The 18,520-nt window shown below is 73.6% G+C and carries 14 protein-coding genes and 1 pseudogene; 11 read left to right on the plus strand and 4 right to left on the minus strand.

Translation table 11 applies throughout. The annotated features are described in order from the left end of the window. The 3 genes and pseudogenes from ACZ6JS_RS07230 to ACZ6JS_RS07240 form a co-directional block, all read left to right on the plus strand. Positions 1 to 3,810 (plus strand): annotated as a pseudogene (locus ACZ6JS_RS07230) (hypothetical protein); the annotation flags it as partial. An 80-nt stretch (positions 3,811 to 3,890) separates the two neighbouring features. After that, a complete protein-coding gene (locus tag ACZ6JS_RS07235; RefSeq protein WP_469296461.1) occupies positions 3,891 to 6,731 on the plus strand; it encodes a hypothetical protein in 2,841 nt (946 codons plus the stop codon). Between the two features lie 49 nt (positions 6,732 to 6,780). Beyond that, positions 6,781 to 8,247 (plus strand): carbohydrate-binding protein, encoded by a 1,467-nt coding sequence (locus tag ACZ6JS_RS07240; RefSeq protein ID WP_469296462.1) that lies wholly within the window; start codon positions 6,781 to 6,783, stop codon positions 8,245 to 8,247. A 766-nt stretch (positions 8,248 to 9,013) separates the two neighbouring features. Here the strand turns inward: ACZ6JS_RS07240 and ACZ6JS_RS07245 are convergent. Beyond that, entirely contained in the window at positions 9,014 to 9,979 is a 966-nt protein-coding gene (locus ACZ6JS_RS07245) for a pirin family protein (protein WP_469296464.1), read from the minus strand. 105 nt (positions 9,980 to 10,084) lie between these two features. Between ACZ6JS_RS07245 and ACZ6JS_RS07250 the strand changes: the two genes are divergently transcribed. From ACZ6JS_RS07250 to ACZ6JS_RS07280, 7 genes are all read left to right on the plus strand, one after another. Beyond that, entirely contained in the window at positions 10,085 to 10,435 is a 351-nt protein-coding gene (locus tag ACZ6JS_RS07250; protein ID WP_469296465.1) for a tetratricopeptide repeat protein, read from the plus strand. Positions 10,436 to 10,506: 71 nt separating this feature from the next. Then, on the plus strand, positions 10,507 to 11,709 hold the full coding sequence (locus tag ACZ6JS_RS07255) for a methyltransferase (protein ID WP_469296466.1): 1,203 nt from the start codon (positions 10,507 to 10,509) through the stop codon (positions 11,707 to 11,709). Between the two features lie 28 nt (positions 11,710 to 11,737). Further along, on the plus strand, positions 11,738 to 12,511 hold the full coding sequence (locus tag ACZ6JS_RS07260) for a MerR family transcriptional regulator (RefSeq protein ID WP_469296467.1): 774 nt from the start codon (positions 11,738 to 11,740) through the stop codon (positions 12,509 to 12,511). A gap of 107 nt (positions 12,512 to 12,618) precedes the next feature. Further along, positions 12,619 to 13,248 carry a DUF6230 family protein gene (locus tag ACZ6JS_RS07265; RefSeq protein ID WP_469296469.1) on the plus strand — a complete coding sequence of 210 codons (630 nt, stop codon included), beginning with the start codon at positions 12,619 to 12,621 and terminating at the stop codon, positions 13,246 to 13,248. Continuing rightward, entirely contained in the window at positions 13,239 to 13,790 is a 552-nt protein-coding gene (locus tag ACZ6JS_RS07270; protein WP_469296470.1) for a DUF6114 domain-containing protein, read from the plus strand. The genes ACZ6JS_RS07265 and ACZ6JS_RS07270 overlap by 10 nt, the downstream gene beginning before the upstream one ends. After that, positions 13,787 to 14,437, plus strand: coding sequence for a hypothetical protein (locus ACZ6JS_RS07275; RefSeq protein ID WP_469296472.1), 651 nt, complete (start codon positions 13,787 to 13,789; stop codon positions 14,435 to 14,437). Before ACZ6JS_RS07270 ends, ACZ6JS_RS07275 begins: the two co-directional genes overlap by 4 nt. A gap of 138 nt (positions 14,438 to 14,575) precedes the next feature. Beyond that, positions 14,576 to 14,881: a DUF2087 domain-containing protein gene (locus ACZ6JS_RS07280; RefSeq protein WP_469296474.1), complete on the plus strand. Its 306-nt coding sequence runs from the start codon at positions 14,576 to 14,578 to the stop codon at positions 14,879 to 14,881. Here the strand turns inward: ACZ6JS_RS07280 and ACZ6JS_RS07285 are convergent. From ACZ6JS_RS07285 to ACZ6JS_RS07295, 3 genes are all read right to left on the minus strand, one after another. Beyond that, positions 14,854 to 15,618 carry a metallophosphoesterase gene (locus ACZ6JS_RS07285; protein ID WP_469296476.1) on the minus strand — a complete coding sequence of 255 codons (765 nt, stop codon included), beginning with the start codon at positions 15,616 to 15,618 and terminating at the stop codon, positions 14,854 to 14,856. The two genes, ACZ6JS_RS07280 and ACZ6JS_RS07285, sit on opposite strands and share 28 nt — an antisense overlap. Positions 15,619 to 15,712: 94 nt before the next feature. Next, complete coding sequence (locus tag ACZ6JS_RS07290) at positions 15,713 to 17,452, minus strand: hypothetical protein (protein ID WP_469296478.1); 1,740 nt, start codon at positions 17,450 to 17,452, stop codon at positions 15,713 to 15,715. Between the two features lie 72 nt (positions 17,453 to 17,524). After that, positions 17,525 to 18,073 carry a hypothetical protein gene (locus tag ACZ6JS_RS07295; protein WP_469296480.1) on the minus strand — a complete coding sequence of 183 codons (549 nt, stop codon included), beginning with the start codon at positions 18,071 to 18,073 and terminating at the stop codon, positions 17,525 to 17,527. Between the two features lie 204 nt (positions 18,074 to 18,277). On the opposite strand from ACZ6JS_RS07295, the gene ACZ6JS_RS07300 reads away from it, so the two are divergent. Next, complete coding sequence (locus ACZ6JS_RS07300) at positions 18,278 to 18,478, plus strand: DUF5988 family protein (RefSeq protein ID WP_469296482.1); 201 nt, start codon at positions 18,278 to 18,280, stop codon at positions 18,476 to 18,478. The last annotated feature ends 42 nt before the right edge of the window (positions 18,479 to 18,520 follow it).

The following is an 18,520-nucleotide window of genomic DNA, read 5'->3' on the forward strand; positions in this document are numbered from 1 at the left end:
ACCCGCCACCTCGGCTTCCGCAGCGGAAACCTCGAAGCCATGGCCCTCATGGGCTTCAACGTCCGCTACCTCGAAGAACCCAACAGCGAAATGGGCGGGTTCCGCATGACCGCCTGGCACACGGATCCGACGGTCACCGCCACCACTGGCGACGGCACGAAGCGCACCAGTGAGAACGCCCTCGCTCCCGGGTACGAGCGCCTCATCGTCACCCACTCCCCCACCCGTTCCGGACAGCACCAGAAGGACCTCCCCCTCGACCTCCGCAAGGACGCCGAAAAGCACGCCGCCTGGCACCACACCACCAAACTCGCCAAACACCTCGCCCCCACCGAAACCGGCAACGAAACCGGCAACGAAGCCACACGCTCCCGACCCAAGGGCTTCACCGACGAAGACCTCGCCAACATCGACGCCTACTTCCGCCACGGCGACCCCGGCAACGGACTGAACGACACCGTCAAGCAGGCCGTCGAGGCCCTGGCGGTGCGGGCCGCGACCATCGACTCGTCCGATGACGCCCAGCGGGAGCAGATGAGCCGGGAGTTCGCGGAACTGCTGGCCGGGCTCTCCGGTCCCGAGCGCATCGACGCCCTGCGGGCCCGCAACATCTACGCCCAGTCGGTCGCCCACCTGCTCCCGAACCCGACCTCGTCCGACCTGACGGCCAGCACCCCCGAGACGGCGGTCCCGGCGACCGCCGCCTCCGTGACGACCGCCCCCGCAACCCCCGCGACCCCCGATGCCCCGGCGTCGAGCCCGGCCGGCGAGGCCGCCGCGCAGCAGCGCCTCGCCCCCGACGACACACCGCTGTTGGCCTCCAGCAAGGCCCCCGGCTCCGACTCCACGGCGATGGAGCTGGACGACGCGCCCACCCGCCCGTGGTACGCCCCCGGCGTGAACCCCGAGGGTCCGGGTGCCCGGCCGTACGCGTACGTCAACCCGGCCTTCGACGACCTGGCCCGCCACGCCACCCGCAGCCCGATGGCCGCCGGGGAGTACCAGCACTGGGTGGGCGAGAGCGTCCGGCAGGGCCGCGAGATCTCCTACGTCGTCAACGCCATGGTCAGCCACCGGACCATCACCGACTCCCCCGGACTGCTCGAACGGTTCCTGCACCACGTGCAGGACGGCCTGCCCGAGCGGTACCGGGGCCGCGTCGCGGTGGTCGTCGCCGTCAACGGCGGCGAGAAGTCCTCGACGAAGGTGGAAACGAAGAAGGCCACGATGCGGGCGCAGGCGGAAGAGCGCATCCACACCGCGATCGCGAACGCCGCGCAGCAGACCTCGTTCTCCCTGCCCCTGGCCCTGGTCCCCACCCCGCTGAACCCGTGGCCGGACAAGTTCCCCTACGGAGCCGCCCGCAACGCGCTCCTGGTCAGCGATGCCAACCGCCAGGCCCTGCGCGCCTTCATGGACCAGGGCAGCCATCCGTACGTGTCCTTCATGGACTTCGACGACTACCCCCACCGTGCCCCGGACGGCAGCCACATCTTCGCGCAGCTGGACCGGCAACTGCGCTTCGACGAGGACGGGACGCTCCCGGCCGACCACGCCGGCGACGTGGACGACGTGGACGACGTGGACGACGCCGCGGTGTTCGCGGCGCCCCTCGTCGACGAGCCGACCGAACGGGACTTCAGGCCCCTGTCACCGCAGGAGATCGCGGCCCAGCCGCCGGAGGTCCTGCCGCCCCTGCGCCCGTACCTGATGTCGGGCGGCTACTTCACCCCCTTCACCCGGCAGGGGAGGGAGCGGCTCCTGCGGGACACCGCGACGCGGGTGCAGGAGGAGAACGCCGAGACGGAGGCGACGTACCAGAAGCAGCTCGCCGCCTTCGAGAAGAACCGGACCGCCCAGCAGGACAACGAGGCGGGGCAGCCGTCCAAGCCCGCCACGGCGCCCGTCCGGGAGACACCGCGGACCTCCCCGAACGACGTCAACCATCCGGACGTCCTGGCGTTCGACCGCGCCGTCCGGCGCGACATGAACGCCCGTGACCGCCAGGCGGCCATCGCCCCCCAGCTCCCCTACTCCCCCGAGCCGAACCTCTTCGTCGACGGCGCCGCCGTCCTGCTGGAGAGCGACGCCGTCGGACCGGTCCGCTTCGGCACCGGCGGCGGCGAGTTCCACGAGCTCAGCGAAAGCCTGATGGAACTGGCCGCCTGGGACCTCGCCCAGGAACTCGGGACGGGCATCACCCACACCCCGGGGACCGAGCCCCGTGCGGACGGCTACGAGCAGGCCATCGCCCCGCTGCGGAGCGCCGCCGAGAACCTGGTGCCGCCCACCCGCGGTCTCGCCTTCCACACCGGTTTCCGCCACAACGCCACCCAGACCGACCTGTCCCGACTGCTCGCGGGCCATCTCGTGGGCGGCTTGCCGCAGGACCACGAGGGGCTCCCCAACCCCATGGCCCGGCTGTTCAACCGCGCCGAGGGGGACACGTACCCCGCCCGCGGCGAGGAGGTCAGGAAATCACGCGGAGGCCTTCGGCTCGCGGCCGTCCGCGCGGGGCTGGGCAACGGCTCCGGCCGGCCGAAGTCCAGGAAGGCGCAGGAGCTCCCGGCTCAGGAGGCGGACCCGCTGCGCCCCCTGTTCCGCCCCGGCAGAATCGCCTGGAAGGCACGGACGGAGAGCAGCGTCCCGCCCGCCGGCGAGCCGGGCCCCAGCCTGCCCCGGGCCCAGACCGAGGCGCCGCGCGACCCCGGGCTGGGCGACCCCCAGAAGCAGCGGATCAGCCGTGCCCTGTCCCACACCGTTCCGGGGCACCCGCACCTCTGGGCGGGTCTCGACCCGACGCAGATGCGCCTGCACGCCTACCAACTGGCCCTCAGCGACGACACGTCGGCCTACCTGCGGCACATGCGTCACTTCGCCCGGACCTATCTCGTCCGGCCGCCGACGCCGGCCGCCGACGACATCGGGGGCCGGCTGGCCGAGCGGGACCTGCTCGCCGCCGCCCGGTTCCACAAGCCGCAGGGCTCCTTCCTCGCCGCGCTCAGCGAGGCACTGCAACCGTCGCCGGAGCGGCGACAGCCCGCGGCCGGGCCGGCCGGCAGCACCTCGACTCCGCCCCAGGCCCTGCACCAGGCGCCGCTGACCTGGGACGAGGTCCTGCGTCCCATGTTCCGGCGCATCTACGTGCGGAACGGGACGATCGCGGCGGCGAAGAACCTGACCAATGACCTGGACACCCAGGGCACCTCGGTCAACGACTTCTTCGTCCGCCTGACCACCGGTCGCGTGCACTCCTTCGACCACACCCTGGCCACCTACGGGGAGCACGGCGCCGCCACGCCCAACGGACTCGACGCCACCGCGGAGTTCCTGCTCGGCCTCTACGCCGACGGCCTCGGCCGGACCATCCACGTGACGCCCCCGGCCGGCAGCCCGCGCACCTTCGCCCCGTCGTCCTCGAGCACCCGCGGCGGTGGCGGCGCGGCACCGCTGGACATCCGCTGGGACGCCGGCGAGCGCGGATGGGTCGCGCACCAGCCCGAGGCGGCACCCGAGCGGTCCGGGGCACCCGGCAAGCGCACCCGGACCGACCGCGACGACGACGAGCGGCATGCGCGGTTCGGGGGCCCGGAGGGGAGCGGCGGCCGGCAGCCCAAGGTGCAGCGGGGCCTGTCGCTCATGGAGGAACTCACCCTCGGCGACGACACCCCGAGCCCCTCCGGCTCCGGGAACCCGGGCGGCCGCCCCGACCGCGGTGGATCCGACCTCTCCCGGTTCGCATTCGACCGGCTCTCCGGCCGGAACCGGGGTCCGGGTGGTCCGAGCGGCCGCCCCAGGGACGCATCATGATCACATCAGGGTCGGCGAAGAGGGGCGGAGCAGTGCGACAGGGTGGCGACGGACCGGCGGAACGGTCTCCGGGCGGCGGCATGTCCGGGCGGCTGCTGCGCCGGTTCGGACGCCGCGGCAGCACCCCGGAGCCCGGCGCGGCGGTGGTGAGCGGTACCGAATCCGGCACCGACTCCGACTCCGCCACCGGCACCGGCACCGGGCTGTCGGCGGAACCGCCGTGCACGGTCCGGGACGAGTTCCGCCACCGCTACCTGCTGCGTTCCTCGGCCATAGGGGACTCCCCGATCCGCGCCCTCGTACGGGAACTGCCCGCCGACGCCCGCCGGCCCGCCGTCGTGGTGGACGTACCGCCGGCGGCCGCCGGCAACCTCGGCCAAGAACTGGGCGGCCTGCTGGCCCTCCTGCGCGAGGAGGACCCCCTCGCCGTCCGGCTGGTGCTGTCCGGGGCCGCCGCCCCGGCCGGTGAGACCGGGCCGCTGGCCCAACGCCTCGCCGACGCCTGGGAGGTGACCCTGGAGGCGCCCGACGCCCGGGCCGTGCTCACCCCCGGCGGCCTGCTCTACGTCACCGAACCCGCCACCCCCGGCGGTGGCTGGTGGCGGTTCGCCCCGGGAGCGACGCCCGAGGCATTGGGCACCCGGCTGCCCGCCCCGCGCTGGCAACGCGCTCTGGCCCGCGTCCCGCTGGGGCCGGTCGGGGAGGGCGTGGTCCGCGCCGTGCCCGCCGGGCTCGCCCTGTCCCCGGCGGACGCCGCCGCGCCGCGCCCCGACGAGCCCGCCTACGCGGTCGCGGTGCACCCCGACCGGCTGAGCGTGCTGCTCGGCGCCCCGCGGGCGGAGCCCGTCACCGCGGAGGACGTGGCCACCCTCCTCGCCGGTCTGCCCGCCGAGCCGCGCCGCGCCCTGCGGCTCGTCCCGGCCGACGGCCGCGAGGCGGTCGCCCTGGCCGAGGAGGTCTGTGACCTGCTCGGCACGGAGCTCGAAGTCTGCCTGGGCCTCCCCGTCACGGTCGCCGGGAGCGACGGCGAGGCCGAAGCCGACGCCGACGCCGAGTGCGTGCGACTGCTCTCTCCCGAGGGGGAGTTCACCTGGCCCGCGCTGCTGACCTCTCTGGTCTGCTCCCCCACCGGGGAGGACGGCTCCCGCCCCGCGCCCCGCCCCTCCGCCTGGGCGTTCCCCCCGAACGCGGGCACCCCGGGGGCGGAACCGGCGACCCTGCGGCTGCCGTCCGGCGTCTGGGCGGTGGCGGTGCGCTCCGGGCTCTGGCTCGGCGCCGCCCCCGAGGCACCGCCCGAGGTACGGGAGCTGCCCGCGCAGGCCCGGGCCCTGCGGGTGGAGTTGGCACCGGACTGCCTGGCGGAGAAGTCCGCGCGCGAGGCGTGCCTGAAGGACCTGACCGCGCTCCTGGCCGGTCTGGACGCGGCGGCCCGCGCCCACGCCGAGCTCGCGGTCCCCGACGGCGCGGAGCCCGAAGCGGTCGCCGGACTGCGGCGGTTCGCGGTCCGTACCGGGCTCACGCTGGCGACGCCGCCCCGCCGCGAAGGCAGCCCGGCACGGTCCCCGCAGACTCCGACGGCTCCAGAGGCTTCGGAGGCCCTCGCCCCGCACGGCTCACCCGCCGAACCCGCGTCGACGCCGTCCCCGGCGGCCCTTCCCGCGACGGCCCCTCCCCCGACGGAATGCGGACCGACGGCCGGGAGCGGCCCGGCCACGGCGGCAGGGCCGGCCACCCGCCCCGAAGCCGCGGCCGAGGCCGACCCCTCAGCCGGCCCTGCGGCCGAGCCCTCGACCCCGAGCAGCCCCGGCGCCCCGCGCACCGAAGGGGGCACGGCCGCAACGGCACTCGCGGCCCCGGTGGCAGCGCCGAGGACCACGTCCGCCCCATCCCGCCCGGTAACGGCATCCGCCCAGGCTGCTCCGGAAACGGCCTCCGCGCCGGGAGCGGCCGCACCGCGCGCCGCGGGCCACCTCCCCGTCGCGGCAGCCACCGGCACCGGCCGCACGTCGGCCACCCAGGCCACCGCGCCCTCGGCCGTCGGTACCGTCCCGGCCCTCGGGGCCGGGACCCCGGCAGTCCCCGCGACCGCCCGCCCCGGGGCGACCGGCAGCACGCCCGCGTCACCGGCACCGGCACCGGCACCGGCCGTGAACCGGGTGCCCGCCACCCTCGCCACCCCCCGCAGCCGCCCGCACGAGGGCGCGGCCGAGCCGGACCGCCGCGCGTTCCGGGAGCTGGCCTCGGGGGTCTGGGAGAAGCACAGCGGGCCCGTCAGCCAGGCCCTCATCCGGCTGCCCGCCCTGCGCGGAAGCGGCGAGGAGGCGGCCCTGGCCGATCTGATCGCCGTCCATCTCTACCTCTCCTCCTCCCCCGACGACCCGTTCGGGGCCCAGGCGCTGGCCGAGGAGGCCGACGGCGCGCTGCGCCCGTACGCGGCGTGCCTGGCCTCGGGTCTGCGGCGCCTTCCCGCTCTGCGGGGCACCCTCGTACGCGCCGTGGCGCCGGCGGCCGTCCCGGACGATGTGGTGCCGGGCGCGCTGGTGGAGTGCGATGCGCCGCTGGACGTCGTCCACGTGGACGCGCAGCACGCGCCCCAGCCGCCGCCGTCCCACGTCCGCTACGCCATCCGGCCCCTGACGGCCCGGCGCACCTCGGTACTGTCCCGTGACGGGAACAGGGCGCAGGCCCTCTTCGGTACCGGCGCCGCGTTCACCGTTCTGGCCCGCCACGAGGCGACCGGAGACCTGCCCGCCCGCATCCTGCTGGCCGAACTGCCCACCGGGACCAGCCGGTTCCGGGCCCCCTCGTCCGACGCCGTGGAACGGCTGGACGCCATCGCCCGCCGTACGGGGCCGGCCGGGGCGGTGCCCTGGCCGGACCGGTGCACCGGCCCGTTCCACCGAGTCCCGCCGACTCCCTGAGCATCGTCGTTCCCGCACTCCTCCTCCCGCCCCCGAAAGGCCCACAGTCATGGCAAACAGCGAGTCCAGCCCGGTAGGCGAGAACGCCGCGGGGTCCCCGGTGCGTCGTGCGGCGGCGCTCGCCGTCCTCTCCGAGGAGCCGACGACCGGCCTGTTCCCCGCCGCCGCCTCCCCTGCCGCCGGGTCCGGCGGCGCCACCCCGCGGCCGGCCGCCGAGACCGGGACGCGCACCACCGAGGCGGGCGGCGCGGCCACCGCGACGGCGACCGCGACCGCGACCGCCGAACGTGCCCCGCAGACGGCCACGGAGCCGAAGTCGGAGCCGGAGGCAGAGGCGGAGCCGCAGACCCGGCCCGCCGCTGCGCAGCCCCCCTCGACCGCCGCCGTCCCGACCGCCACCGAGTCGGCAGCCTCCACCGCGGAAACCGCGACCGCAACCGAAACCGCGAGCGCCACCACCGCCACCGTCACCGCCACCGAAGCCCACACCGCGACCGAGTCGGCGGCGGAGACCGCTCTCGCCGCGAACACCCGCTCGGGCACCTCCGGCACCCGCACCGCCCTGCTGCCGCCCGGGCGGCCCAACAAGCCGATGATCGCCGCAGCCGTCCTCGGCGGGCTGGTCCTCATCGGATTGCCGTTCCTCATATCCGGCCCCGATGAGAAGCCCCGTGCCGCTTCCTCCGAGGCTCCGGCCGGCAGCCCGCTGAACCCTGACGGCTCCGGCCCCGGCCTCGTACCCGGTGAGCAGCGGGTCTCCGTCCCGAGCACCCCTACGGTCGGCGGCGAGCAGCCCGGCGAGGCCCCCGGAACCACGGCCGGCGAGCCTGCGGGCAGTCTCCCCCAGGGCCCCGGCGGGGGCGAGGGCAGCTCCCCGGGAGGCACGAACCACGCGGCGCCCGCCGGGGAGAGCCGTACGGACACCCCGGTATCCCAGGACCCCGGACAGGCCCCCTCGAAGGGCTCGCCCGGCGCCAACCCGCCCGCGACCGTCCCGGAGAACCGGCCCTCGGCCGTCACCTACGCGCGCCTGATCGGCCCCGGCTGCGAGACCCCCGGCTTCGCCACCGGGGACTTCTACAGCGACGGCAACGAGGGCTGGCGCGGCAGCCGGGGCAGCACCACGTCCTACGGCTGCAGCGGCTTCTACTACAGCCTGCCGATGTCCGGCAGTTCACGCTCGGACGGCATCTGGGCGCAGTGGAAGTTCACGACGGACAAGGTGCAGAAGGGCCGCTGCTCGGTCCAGGTGTTCATTCCGAACGTGCGCGACCTCTCGTATGTCGGCGGCAGCCCGGCCCACTACACCGTCTACCGCTCGTTCAACCAGAAGTCGGGCGACGAGATCGGCTCCTTCACGATCAACCAGCCCGCCTCGCTGGGCCAGTGGATATCGGCCGGGACCTTCTCGATCACGGACAACAAGATCTCTGTCGTCCTTGACAACCGCGGCAACGGCGCCGACAACCGCCACGCCGCAGCGGCCCCGGTGCGGGTCAACTGCACCGCGTCCTGAGAAGCCGGGATGGGCGGCAGTGCAGGGGTCCCCTCGACCGCCGACAACAGAGAAGGCCGTCTCCCATACCCGGGCTACAGCCCTGGTGCGGGAGACGGCCCTTTCGTGCTGGCGATCCATCGGGAGATGCGTCGGGCGTGGATGACGCGCGACTCCCTCCGGCTTCAACAGTCGTGGTGTTTCCCCTGAGTGGAACAAGATCCGGGCCAGTTGCGGACCAACACCGCACGATCGACGACGGATCCCTCCATTTTGCCTGATCAGGAGTGGTATGGCACTGTACCACCAGCACTCCAAGAACCTGCTTACAACCTCGACGTCCGCGCCCCGTACACATGATGGCCAGTACTCGCTCGCGGATTCGAGCCGCCGTCCTCATGCCTACGACGCCACTGCCGTGCCTTCGATTCGGCATTCTGATCGCGAAGGCGCCCGTCTGTTGTAAGCGACGCTGCCCGATTTCCGCGGCGAGGCGAGCCCTACCCCTCACTACAGAGCGTTACACCGAGCAGCGTCAGGTCTCGATCGCCACCGCGACCCAACAACAGGACGCCAACAGAGCTGACGAACCGTCACCAAAGTCGGCATGGGGTCGGCATTGGTCCTGGCAAAGCTGACCCCAGCTGGTCCTACCTGGGTAACGTCGAGGGCTCGGAGAGGCTGGCGCGGAGCCTTGCGTCGCTCGCATCGCCGGGATGATCTCCGCGCCGGATACGGTCTCTCCCACCTGACCTCGACTGGTCGGCCTGCTTCACGAACGTGCAGGTCAGCGCACCCGTCCGCGCGCCTTCAGCGGCCCCGGCGGGAGTTGCGGCGCAGGGATCGGGGGGCCGTCGTAGCCCTTGACTTCGCCGTACCGGGAGCCTTCCATCCAGTCCTTGCGGGCTTGTACGATCTCCTCGTTGCTCCGCCCGATCCAGTTCCAGAACATCACGATCTCCTCCTCGAACGGTTCGCCGCCCAGGAGCATCAAGCCCGCGTCCGAGGCCGCGCGCAGGGGGAGTTCCGTCCGGCCGCAGCCGAGGTAGAGCATCGAGCCCGGGAGGACCGGGACGCCGTCGACGTGGGCTTCACCGGACATCGACAGGACCGCGTACTCGAAGTCCGGGTCGAGCGGGAGCCGGGTCTCGGTGCCGGCCGCCAGGGCCAGGTCCGCTCCCACGATCGGGGTGTACGCCGTACCGGGCGAGGTCGCCGTGTCCAGGGTGCCGAGGATGACCGTCGCCGTCAGGCCCGGAGCGGTCACCCGGGGCAGGTCCGCGTGGTGCTGGAAGTGCGGTTCCACGTTCCGGTGGGCGTCCGGCAGGGCCACCCACAGCTGGGCGCCGTGCAGGAAGCGGGCGTGGGGGCGCGGGCTCTCCTCGGAGTGGCTGATGCCGCGGCCCGACGTCATCAGGCCGAGCTCGCGCGGGCGGATCGTCTCCAGGCTGCCGACGCTGTCGCGGTGCAGCACCTCGCCCTCGTGGAGCCAGCTGACCGTCTGCAGCCCGGAGTGCGGATGCGGCGCCACCTGCATGCCGGGCTCGTCGGCGATGTCGTCCGGGCCGTAGTGGTCCACGAAGCACCAGGCGCCCACCATGCGGCGGCCCAGATTCGGCAGGAGTCGGCGGACCTCGGTGGACTCCCCGAGCTTGACCGTGCGCGGGCTGAGGAGCTCGCGCACCGGTTCGGCCACGACGAAGCCGCGGCCGCCGCAGGCGGAAAGAGCGGGCTGGCGATCGAGATTGCTCATGGGCACAACCTAGCCCCGAGGGGGCGGCCGTGTTGAGTGGAATGTTCGGGCGGCCAGGCGTGTTGGAGGCAGCGGACGAACCACCTGAACGCCGGAAGGGACGCGATGAACGCGCCGACGGAGTACTACGAGCACGGAACGGCGGCCGAGCGCTGGGCGCGCGCCCGGCTCTTCTTCGACGCGCGGGAGTACGTGACGGCCGCCCGCATCCTGGAGCCGCTGGCCGGCGAGGCCCCGGAGCAGCTGGCTCCGCGGCTGCTGCTGGCCCGTGCCTACTACCACTCCGCGCAGCTTTCGCGCGCCGAGCGCGAGCTGCGCGCCGTGCTGGAGCGCTGGCCCGTGGAGGACTACGCGCAGCTCATGCTCGGGCGCACCCTGGAGCGTATGGGCCGGTCCGACGAGGCCCGTCCGCACCTGCGGATGGCGGCCGCGATGGCCGGCGAGTTCCCCGAGTAGCGGGGCACGCGGGCGGTCCCGGCCCCGGGTGTGCGGGGCCGGGCGGCGGCCTCGGTTAGCCTGGGGGCACGATGAACCGTCTGACCACGCCTTTCGGCTCCTACGAGCTCACCCGCTTCCCCGAGGACCCGCGCGACCGGCTCCGGGCCTGGGACGCCGCCGACGAGTACCTGCTGCGCCACCTCGACTCCGGTACGGGGGAACGCGGCCCGGTGGACCTGGCCGGCGCCGGGCAGATCACCATCCTGGGTGACCGCTGGGGAGCACTGACGACGGCACTGGCCGCGTTCCGCCCGACGCAGATCACCGATTCCTACCTCTCCCGGGCGGGCACCGCGGCGAATCTGGACCGGGCCGGGATCGGCACCGCCAAGTCCACGGTGCGGCTCCTGACCACGCAGGACCCGCCGCCCGACCGGATCGACGTACTCCTCGTACGGGTGCCCAAGAGCCTGGCCCTGCTGGAGGACCAGCTGTACCGGCTGGCGCCGCACGTGCACGCGGGCACCGTCGTCGTGGGCACGGGCATGGTCAAGGAGATCCACACCTCCACCCTGAACCTCTTCGAGAAGATCCTCGGCCCGACCAGGACCTCGCTCGCCGAGAAGAAGGCCCGGTTGATCTTCTGCACGCCCAGCGCGACCGCGACGCGGGGCGACGACCCGTGGCCGGTCACGTACCAGCTGGACCAGGACGCGGGCTCGGGCGCCGGGCTGACGGCCGTCAACCACGCCGGGATCTTCTGCGCGGACCGGCTCGACGTGGGCACGCGCTTCTTCCTGCAGAGCATCCCGACCAACACGAACGGCGCCCGGGTCGTGGACCTGGGCTGCGGCAACGGCATCGTCGGCACCGCCGTCGCCGTCGCGGACCCGCGCGCGGAGATCGTGTTCACCGACGAGTCGTACCAGGCGGTCGCCTCGGCGAAGGCCACGTTCCGCGCCAACGTGCACCGTGAGCGCGAGCGGGCCGACTTCCTCGTGGGCGACGGGGTCGCCATGCTGGACCCGGGCTCGGTCGACCTGATCCTGTGCAACCCGCCCTTCCATTCCCACCAGGCCACGACCGACGCGACGGCGCTGCGTATGTTCGCCCAGTCCCGCAAGGCGCTGCGGCCGCGCGGCGAGCTGTGGGTCGTCGCCAACCGGCACATGGGCTACCACACCCACCTGCGCCGGCTCTTCGGCAACAGCGAAGTCGTCGCGAGCGAGCCCAAGTTCGTGGTCCTGCGGGCGGTCAAGCAGGATCGTCCGGGCGGCACTCGCCCTATGTGACCTGCCGGTACGTCCTACACTCTGGCGCGTGAGCAGCCAGGTGGGGGACGGAAGCGGTCAAGTGGGGGACGGAAGCGGCGGCGGGCGCTACCGCCGGGAGGACGTGGCGCGGGCGGCCGGCGTCAAGGTGCGCAACCTGCGCTACTACCAGGAGCGCGGGCTGCTACCGCCGCCGCGCAGGGAGGGCCGGATCGCCTGGTACTCGGACGACCACCTGACCCGGCTGCGCCTGATCAGCGACCTGCTGGGGCGCGGCTACACGGTCAACGGCATCGCGGAGCTGCTGAACGCGTGGGAGGAGGGCGGCGGCCTGTCCCAACTGCTGGGTCTGGAGCGGGAGATGACCCGAGACTGGGTTCAGGAGGAGCCGGTGACGATGACCCGGGCCGAGCTGCGCGAGCTGTTCGGCCCGACGGCCACCGCCGAGGACACCCGGCGGGCTGCGGGACTCGGCTACGTCACGGTCGACGGGGACCTCGTCACCTATCCGAGCCGGCGGTTGCTGGACGCGACGCTGGCGTTGGTGCGGCAGGGGGTGCCGCTGGCGGAGATCCTGGATGCCGGGGAGTTCCTACAGGCGCAGGCGGCCGCGCTCGCGGACCGCTTCGTCGGACTGTTCCGGCGGCATGTGATCGGTACGGAGGGGCTGGAGCTGCTTTCGGCCACGCAGCTCCAGCACATCACGGCGGCGGTGGCGGCCCTGCGGCCGGTGGCCGGCGAGGTCGTGGCCACCGAGTTCGCCCGGGCGATGGCCCGGAGGGTGGACGCGGAGGTCGCGGAACTGCTGCGTACGGAGCAGTAGGAGTCGGCTCAAAGGGTGCGCTCGCACAACCTTGCCAACCACCATTGGCACTCTTACATTCAACTCGTCGGTAACAACGGTGCACAGCCGAAATTAGGGACGATCCCATGACCGGTTCCCCCCATCTATCCGACGATCACAGCGACTCCGGCCGCGTCCGCTGGCGCCGGTTCGCCGTCCTGACCGTCCCCGCCGTCGCGGTGACCGCGGGCCTGGGCATCGCCCTCGCCCAGGGCGTGCTGGCCGCCTCGTTCGCCGTGTCGGGACAGCAGTTCAAGGTGTCGGCGAGCAGCCTGGAGGGCGAGGGATTCGCCCAGTACGGCGGCGTCGACGTCAATGCCCGCGACGAGCTCATCCCGGTGGCCGTCACCGCCATCCGGGAGGCCAGGCTCAACAACCTCTGCCAGTCCGTGGTCACCACGCTCCCGGTGATCGGGGACATCTCGCTCAACCTCACCGCGGGCAAGAAGACCCCGGTGGAGGCGAGCAACCTCTTCGTCGACGCGACCCAGCTCGCCGGCGACGCCGTGTTCAGCAACATCGAGATCGGGCGGGACGCCTCCACGCTCGACAAGGGTCCGGCCGACGCGCAGGGCATGCAGGACCTCTTCGCCCAGCAGGCCGACACGGTCCGCATCACCGATCTGCAGCAGACGGCGTGGGCGACGAACGCCGGCACCTTCAAGCTCTCCGGTCTCGGCATGAACGTCAGCAAGGGCAAGAAGGAATGCTTCTGAGCCGCCGTCAGCGTTGGCGGCGGTGGCGGCGCAGCAGGCCCTTCTGGGGCGGGCTGTTCGCGATCATGGCCGGGACGTGGATATGCGTCCTCCCGCTGGCGCCGTTGAAGGTCATGCTTCAGCAGGGTGTGGCGGGGATCCCGTCCGTCCTGATGGGCATCGTGATGGTCGTGCTCGGCCTCACCGCCTGGTTCTCACCGTCCCAGCGGGCCCTCTCGGGAGTCCTCACCACCCTGATCGCCACCGCCGCGCTGGTCCTGTCGAACCTGGGCGGGTTCCTGATCGGCACCCTCCTCGGCATCCTCGGCGGCGGCCTGATGTTCGCCTGGCAGCCGTACGCCGCCCAGCGCGCCGCAAGCGCGGCACCGGCCGCGGATCCGGACCGGACCGCGGACCAGACCGCGGACGGGACCGCGGACGCGACCTCGGTCCCGGAACCCACCGCGGGGCCGGCTCCGGTCACGGCCCCGGTCGCGGCTCCGCCGCGGAACGCGCCCCCTCCCCCCACCCCGCACTCCGATCCCCAAGGAGCACAGCCATGAGCCGCACGCGCACCGCGCTCGCCCTCGGGACGGCCGCCGCCGGAGCCATAGCTCTCGCCTCGGTCACCGCATCCGCCGCCCCCGCGCCCGTGGCCGGGTCGACCACCGTCACCCCCGCCGGCCACGACTTCAAGGCCGTCCTCAGCGGGAAGGCCACGCTCAAGGCCGGCTCGGTGACGGTGACCTGCACGGTCTCCGTCTCCACCGGAACGGTGCCGGCCGCCCCCGGCAACAGCAACCCGGCCGGGCCCGTGTCCTCGCCCATCTCGCCGCCGACGTACAGCTCCTGCACCTCCAGCATGCCGGGGGTGACCCCGACGGTCACCACCAGCGGTGCGTGGGCGGTGTCCATGCAGGACGGATCGCCGATCACCGCGACCATGGCCGTTCCGACCGGGGGGCTGGTCGTCAAGACGACCGGGCTCGCCTCGTGTACGGTCACGGCCGCGCCCACGGCCCCGGCGAGCGTCGCCGGCACCTGGGTCAACGGCAGCCCCTCGAGCCTGACGTTCACCAACGCCTCCGTACCGGTCAAGGTCACCGGCGGGTTCGGCTGCCCCACGAGCGCGACCGCGTCCGTGTTCAACGCGGTCTACAAGGTCTCCGACGCCACCGACCCGGCGCAGGACATCACCGTCGGCCCCTGATCCGGCCACCGAGCGAAAGCCGGGCCCGTCCGGCGCCGGAGGACTCCGGGGCCGGACGGGCCCGGCTGCCGCCGGGCGGGCGGCCCCGGCGGGGAAAATGCGTTGCCGGACCGTGCGGGCCGCGAGAGGGTCGGCGGCATGTCACGGACCGACCCCCCACAGCAGCCCACCGCCCGCCCGGTCCGCCGGGACGTCAGCGACCTCTTCTCGGGCGGCCGCCTCACCGCGATCCCGCGCAAGGCCGCCCGCCGGGAGCAGTTGCTCGTCCACCTGGCCGAGACCCTCTTCTCGGTGGAACGCTCGTACACGGAGCCCGAGGTGAACGACGCGCTGCGCACCGTGCACGAGGACTGCTCGGCGCTGCGGCGCTATCTGATCACCGCGGGCCTGCTCACGCGGACCCGCGACGGCCGCAGCTACCGGCGGTCCACGACCACCCTGTAGTGGGTCGTCAGCCGGCCGTCTTCGCCCAGCACGTGGAAGGCGACGGCCGGCGGCTCGTCGAGGTGCACGTGCTCGGAGGAGCCGGTGCGCCCCTCCCACGGCAGCCGGAGGGTGGACACGACGCCGGGCGCCACGAGGAGCGGCCGGCCGGCGAAAGTGGTGGCGGCGGCGGTGTGGGCGTGCCCGCAGAGGAAGGCTCTCAGGTGGGGGTGCCGCTCGACGAGGGCGGCGAGCCGCTCCTCGCCGAACTGCCGGATCCCGTCGACGTACGGGGTGTGCAGCTCGGTGGGCGGGTGGTGGAAGGCGACCAGGACCGGAGTGTCCCGCGGGGTGTCGGCCAGTACGCCGTCCAGCCGGGCCAGCGTCGACTCCTCGAGGAGGCCGTGGTCCGCTCCCGGGACGGACGAATCGCACACGGCCAGCACGAAGCCGTCGCCGCGCAGCACCTGGTCGACGGGCAGCGCGGATCCCGCCGTCTCCCCCAGCAGTCCCCGGCGGAATGCGGCGCGCTCGTCGTGGTTGCCGGGGCAGACGATCACCGGGTGGCGCGAGCGCAGCAGCTTGGCGGCTTCTTCGTACTCCGCGTCCTCGCCGTGGTCGGCGATGTCCCCGCTCACCAGGACGGCGTCCAGATCGTGGGGCAGGCCGTCGAGGTATTCCATGACGGCGCGGGTGCGGTCGGCCGCGCGCCGGTCGCCGTCGAGGTGGACGTCGCTGAGGTGGGCGATCACGATCACGTGCGGTGTCTTCCTGGATCCCGGAGCGGAAGATGCGGTCGACACGTTCAACGGACGGGGCGGGCGGCGACGTTCCCCGTCCGGCCCGCTTCTCTCAGCCGGTGGGGCGGCGCCGGGTTCGGCGCACCAGTGCCCAGCCGGCCGCCGTGAGCGCGAGCGCGCCGACGGCGAGGGAGGACGTGGCCGTCCCGGTGGAGGCGAGCGCACCGCCGGTGGGGGCGGTGGCCGTACCGCCGACCTTGGTGCCGGAGGAGCCTGCGGCCGAACCACCGCCCGAACCGCCTGCCGCACGGTCGGCCGCACTGCTTGGCGAGCCGGCCCCGCCGACGGTGGCCGCGGAGTCGTCCGTGCCTGCGGATGTCGCCGAGTCGGCGGAGCCGCCCGCTGTTCCCCCGGTCGTGCCGGCCGCTGTTCCCCCGGTCGTGCCGCCGGTCGTGGGCGCGGGGACGGTGAGTGTGGCCGGGGCCGTACGGCTGACACCGGCCTCGTTGGTGAACTCCGCCCGGTATCGGCGGCCGTTGTCGGCTGCCGCGGCCTTGAAGGAGTACGTGGTGGAGGTCGCGCCCGGCACGGTCTGCCAGGTCCGGCCGGCGTCCGCGCTGACCTGCCAGACGACGGTGGGTGCCGGGATCCCCTCGGCCTGCGCGGTCAGGGAGGCCTCGGCTCCGGCGGCGACGCTCCGGTCCTCGGGGCTGCGGGTGATCCTCGGGGACGTGGTGCGCTCCAGGCGGGTGATCCGGCCGGCGGCCGGGTCGGACACGAAGACGGCGCCGCCGCCGGGCTGGACCGCGACGGCCGCACTGCCCAACTGTGCGTGGTTCCCGGGGAGTACGACGGGCCCCGCGGCCTCCTCGAGGTCGCGGGTGCAGTGGACGGTGAGCGCGCCGTCGCCGTCGCTGTCCGGCTGCGATGTGTCCCCCGTGTCCTGCCACACCACGAAGGCCTCGTGCGTGGCGGCGTCGAACCCGGCCGCGCGGGGCATGTCGGCCCCGCCCCCGCCCCTGATGCTGCCGACGGGCCTGCCCGTCGCGTCGTGGACGACGACGGAGGTGTCCAGGCCGACCCACACTGCGCCGGTCTCGGGATCGACCTCGGTGAAGCCCCCGAAGCCGTCTCCCGCCGGGAGTTCGACGGTCGCGGCGACCTGGAAGGAACCGAGGTCGACCCGGTACATCCGGCGGTGGCCGAAGTCGGTGAACCACACCGTGCCGCGCGCCCGGTCGTAGGCGAACCGCTCGCCTCCCTCCAGGGTGAGGGAGCGCTTGACGGCCGCGGTGGCGATGTCCACTTCCGACAGCAGGGAGCCCTGCGCCACCAGCACCGTCGAGGGGATGGGCCCCGGGGCTGCGTCGGTGACGGGCCCGCCCGGCACCCATGCTCCCGCCGCGGCGGCGTCCCCCTCCTTGGCGGTGCCGATGCCGCGCAGCGGGTAGACGAAGACCGCCCCGTCGCCGGGCAGGGGCGCGACGAGCTGCCGCACGGCCCGCCGGCCGAGCGTGCCCGTGGGCCCCGGGGCCTGGCTGACGGTGCTGCGGACCGCGCCGTCGGCGGGTTCCAGGATGTGCAGACCGCTCTCGGCCTCCGTGGTCCCGGGCAGATCGTCCGAACCGACGTACAGCTTCTTCGAGTCGGGGTGCAGGAGCAGGTCGCGGGCCCTGCCCGCGGTCGTGAACTGGGCGGTCGTCCGGTACACGACGGTGCCCGGCGGCACGTCGCCCTTCTCGTCCCCGGCCGCCGAGACGGGGCTGCCGGCGGCGGCCGAGACGAGCACGAGCGCAAGCACCGCGCAGGCGGTGCCGGAGCGGCCGGGGGTGAGGGGGCGTCGGGGTGTCATGGCTTCCTCGTCGACGGGCGGACCGGGGTGCGGCGCGCCGGTGCGCGCAGCGGAACGGGGCGCGGGATGCGCTCAGTTGAAGGCCACCGGGACGTGGACGTCGTACGTGCGGTTGGAGGAGTGGAAGTGGTCGGCGCGCGTGACGACGGCGCACTCGACCGTCTCCCCGCAGATCTGGCCGCCGCCCAGGTCGGCCTTGACGTGGATGGTGACGCTGAAGGTGCCGCCCGGACCGTACGTGGAGGTGTTGGCGAGGGTGCCGCCGAAGATGTTGTTGATCCAGTGCGAGGCGCCCGTGATGCCGGACTGGTCCGAACCGCCGAGGCAGGGGGTGGGCTTGCTCGCGCCCTGCGCGCCGTTCACCGCGCAGAGTCCCACGTATATGCCTTTGCCGGTGTTGAAGCCGCGGCCGGTGACGGTGACGTTCTGCCCCGCCGCCGCGGCGGAAGAGGGCGCCGTCACGCTGAGGTTGTAGGTGGCAGAGCCGTCGGTGACCGTACGGGTCGAGGTGGCGGCCGAGGCGGAACCGGCCGCGCCGACGGCGAGCGCGACGGCGGCGGAGGCGGCGACGGCCGCGCGGGCAGCGGTTCGGGGCAGGGAGGCGGCGGAGGCGGCACGCATCACGAGAACACCTTTCGAGTGCGGGAATTCAGTGGAATGAGGTAAGGCTAACCTAACTTCGATCAAGGGTGTAGGGCTGATTCACGCCACGTGCCGACCCGGCGGAACCGTCGCGGGCCGGTCCGGACGGCCCTCGCGACGGCGGCCTTCCCGATGGCGGCCTTCCTGATGCGGGCGGGGCGCGACGGCGGCAACACTGGGGGCATGGCGAACAAGGCAGCCCTGGAGGGCGGCCCGGACGATCTGCAGGAACGGATCGTCGAGGCCGCCCCTCCCGGAGAAGATCTGAAAATCGCGCACCGCGGTGGCTACGAGCACTTCAGGAGCACGTCGCGAACCCGGGAAGGCCCCGACGGGCCGCTCCGTGTCTACGAGTGGTGGGAACGCACCGAGATCGCCGAATGAGGCCGAAACCGCGCCACGGACACCCGTGGGGCGGGGTGCCGA

It is taken from the genome of Streptomyces sp. NPDC046349 (genome assembly GCF_055587885.1).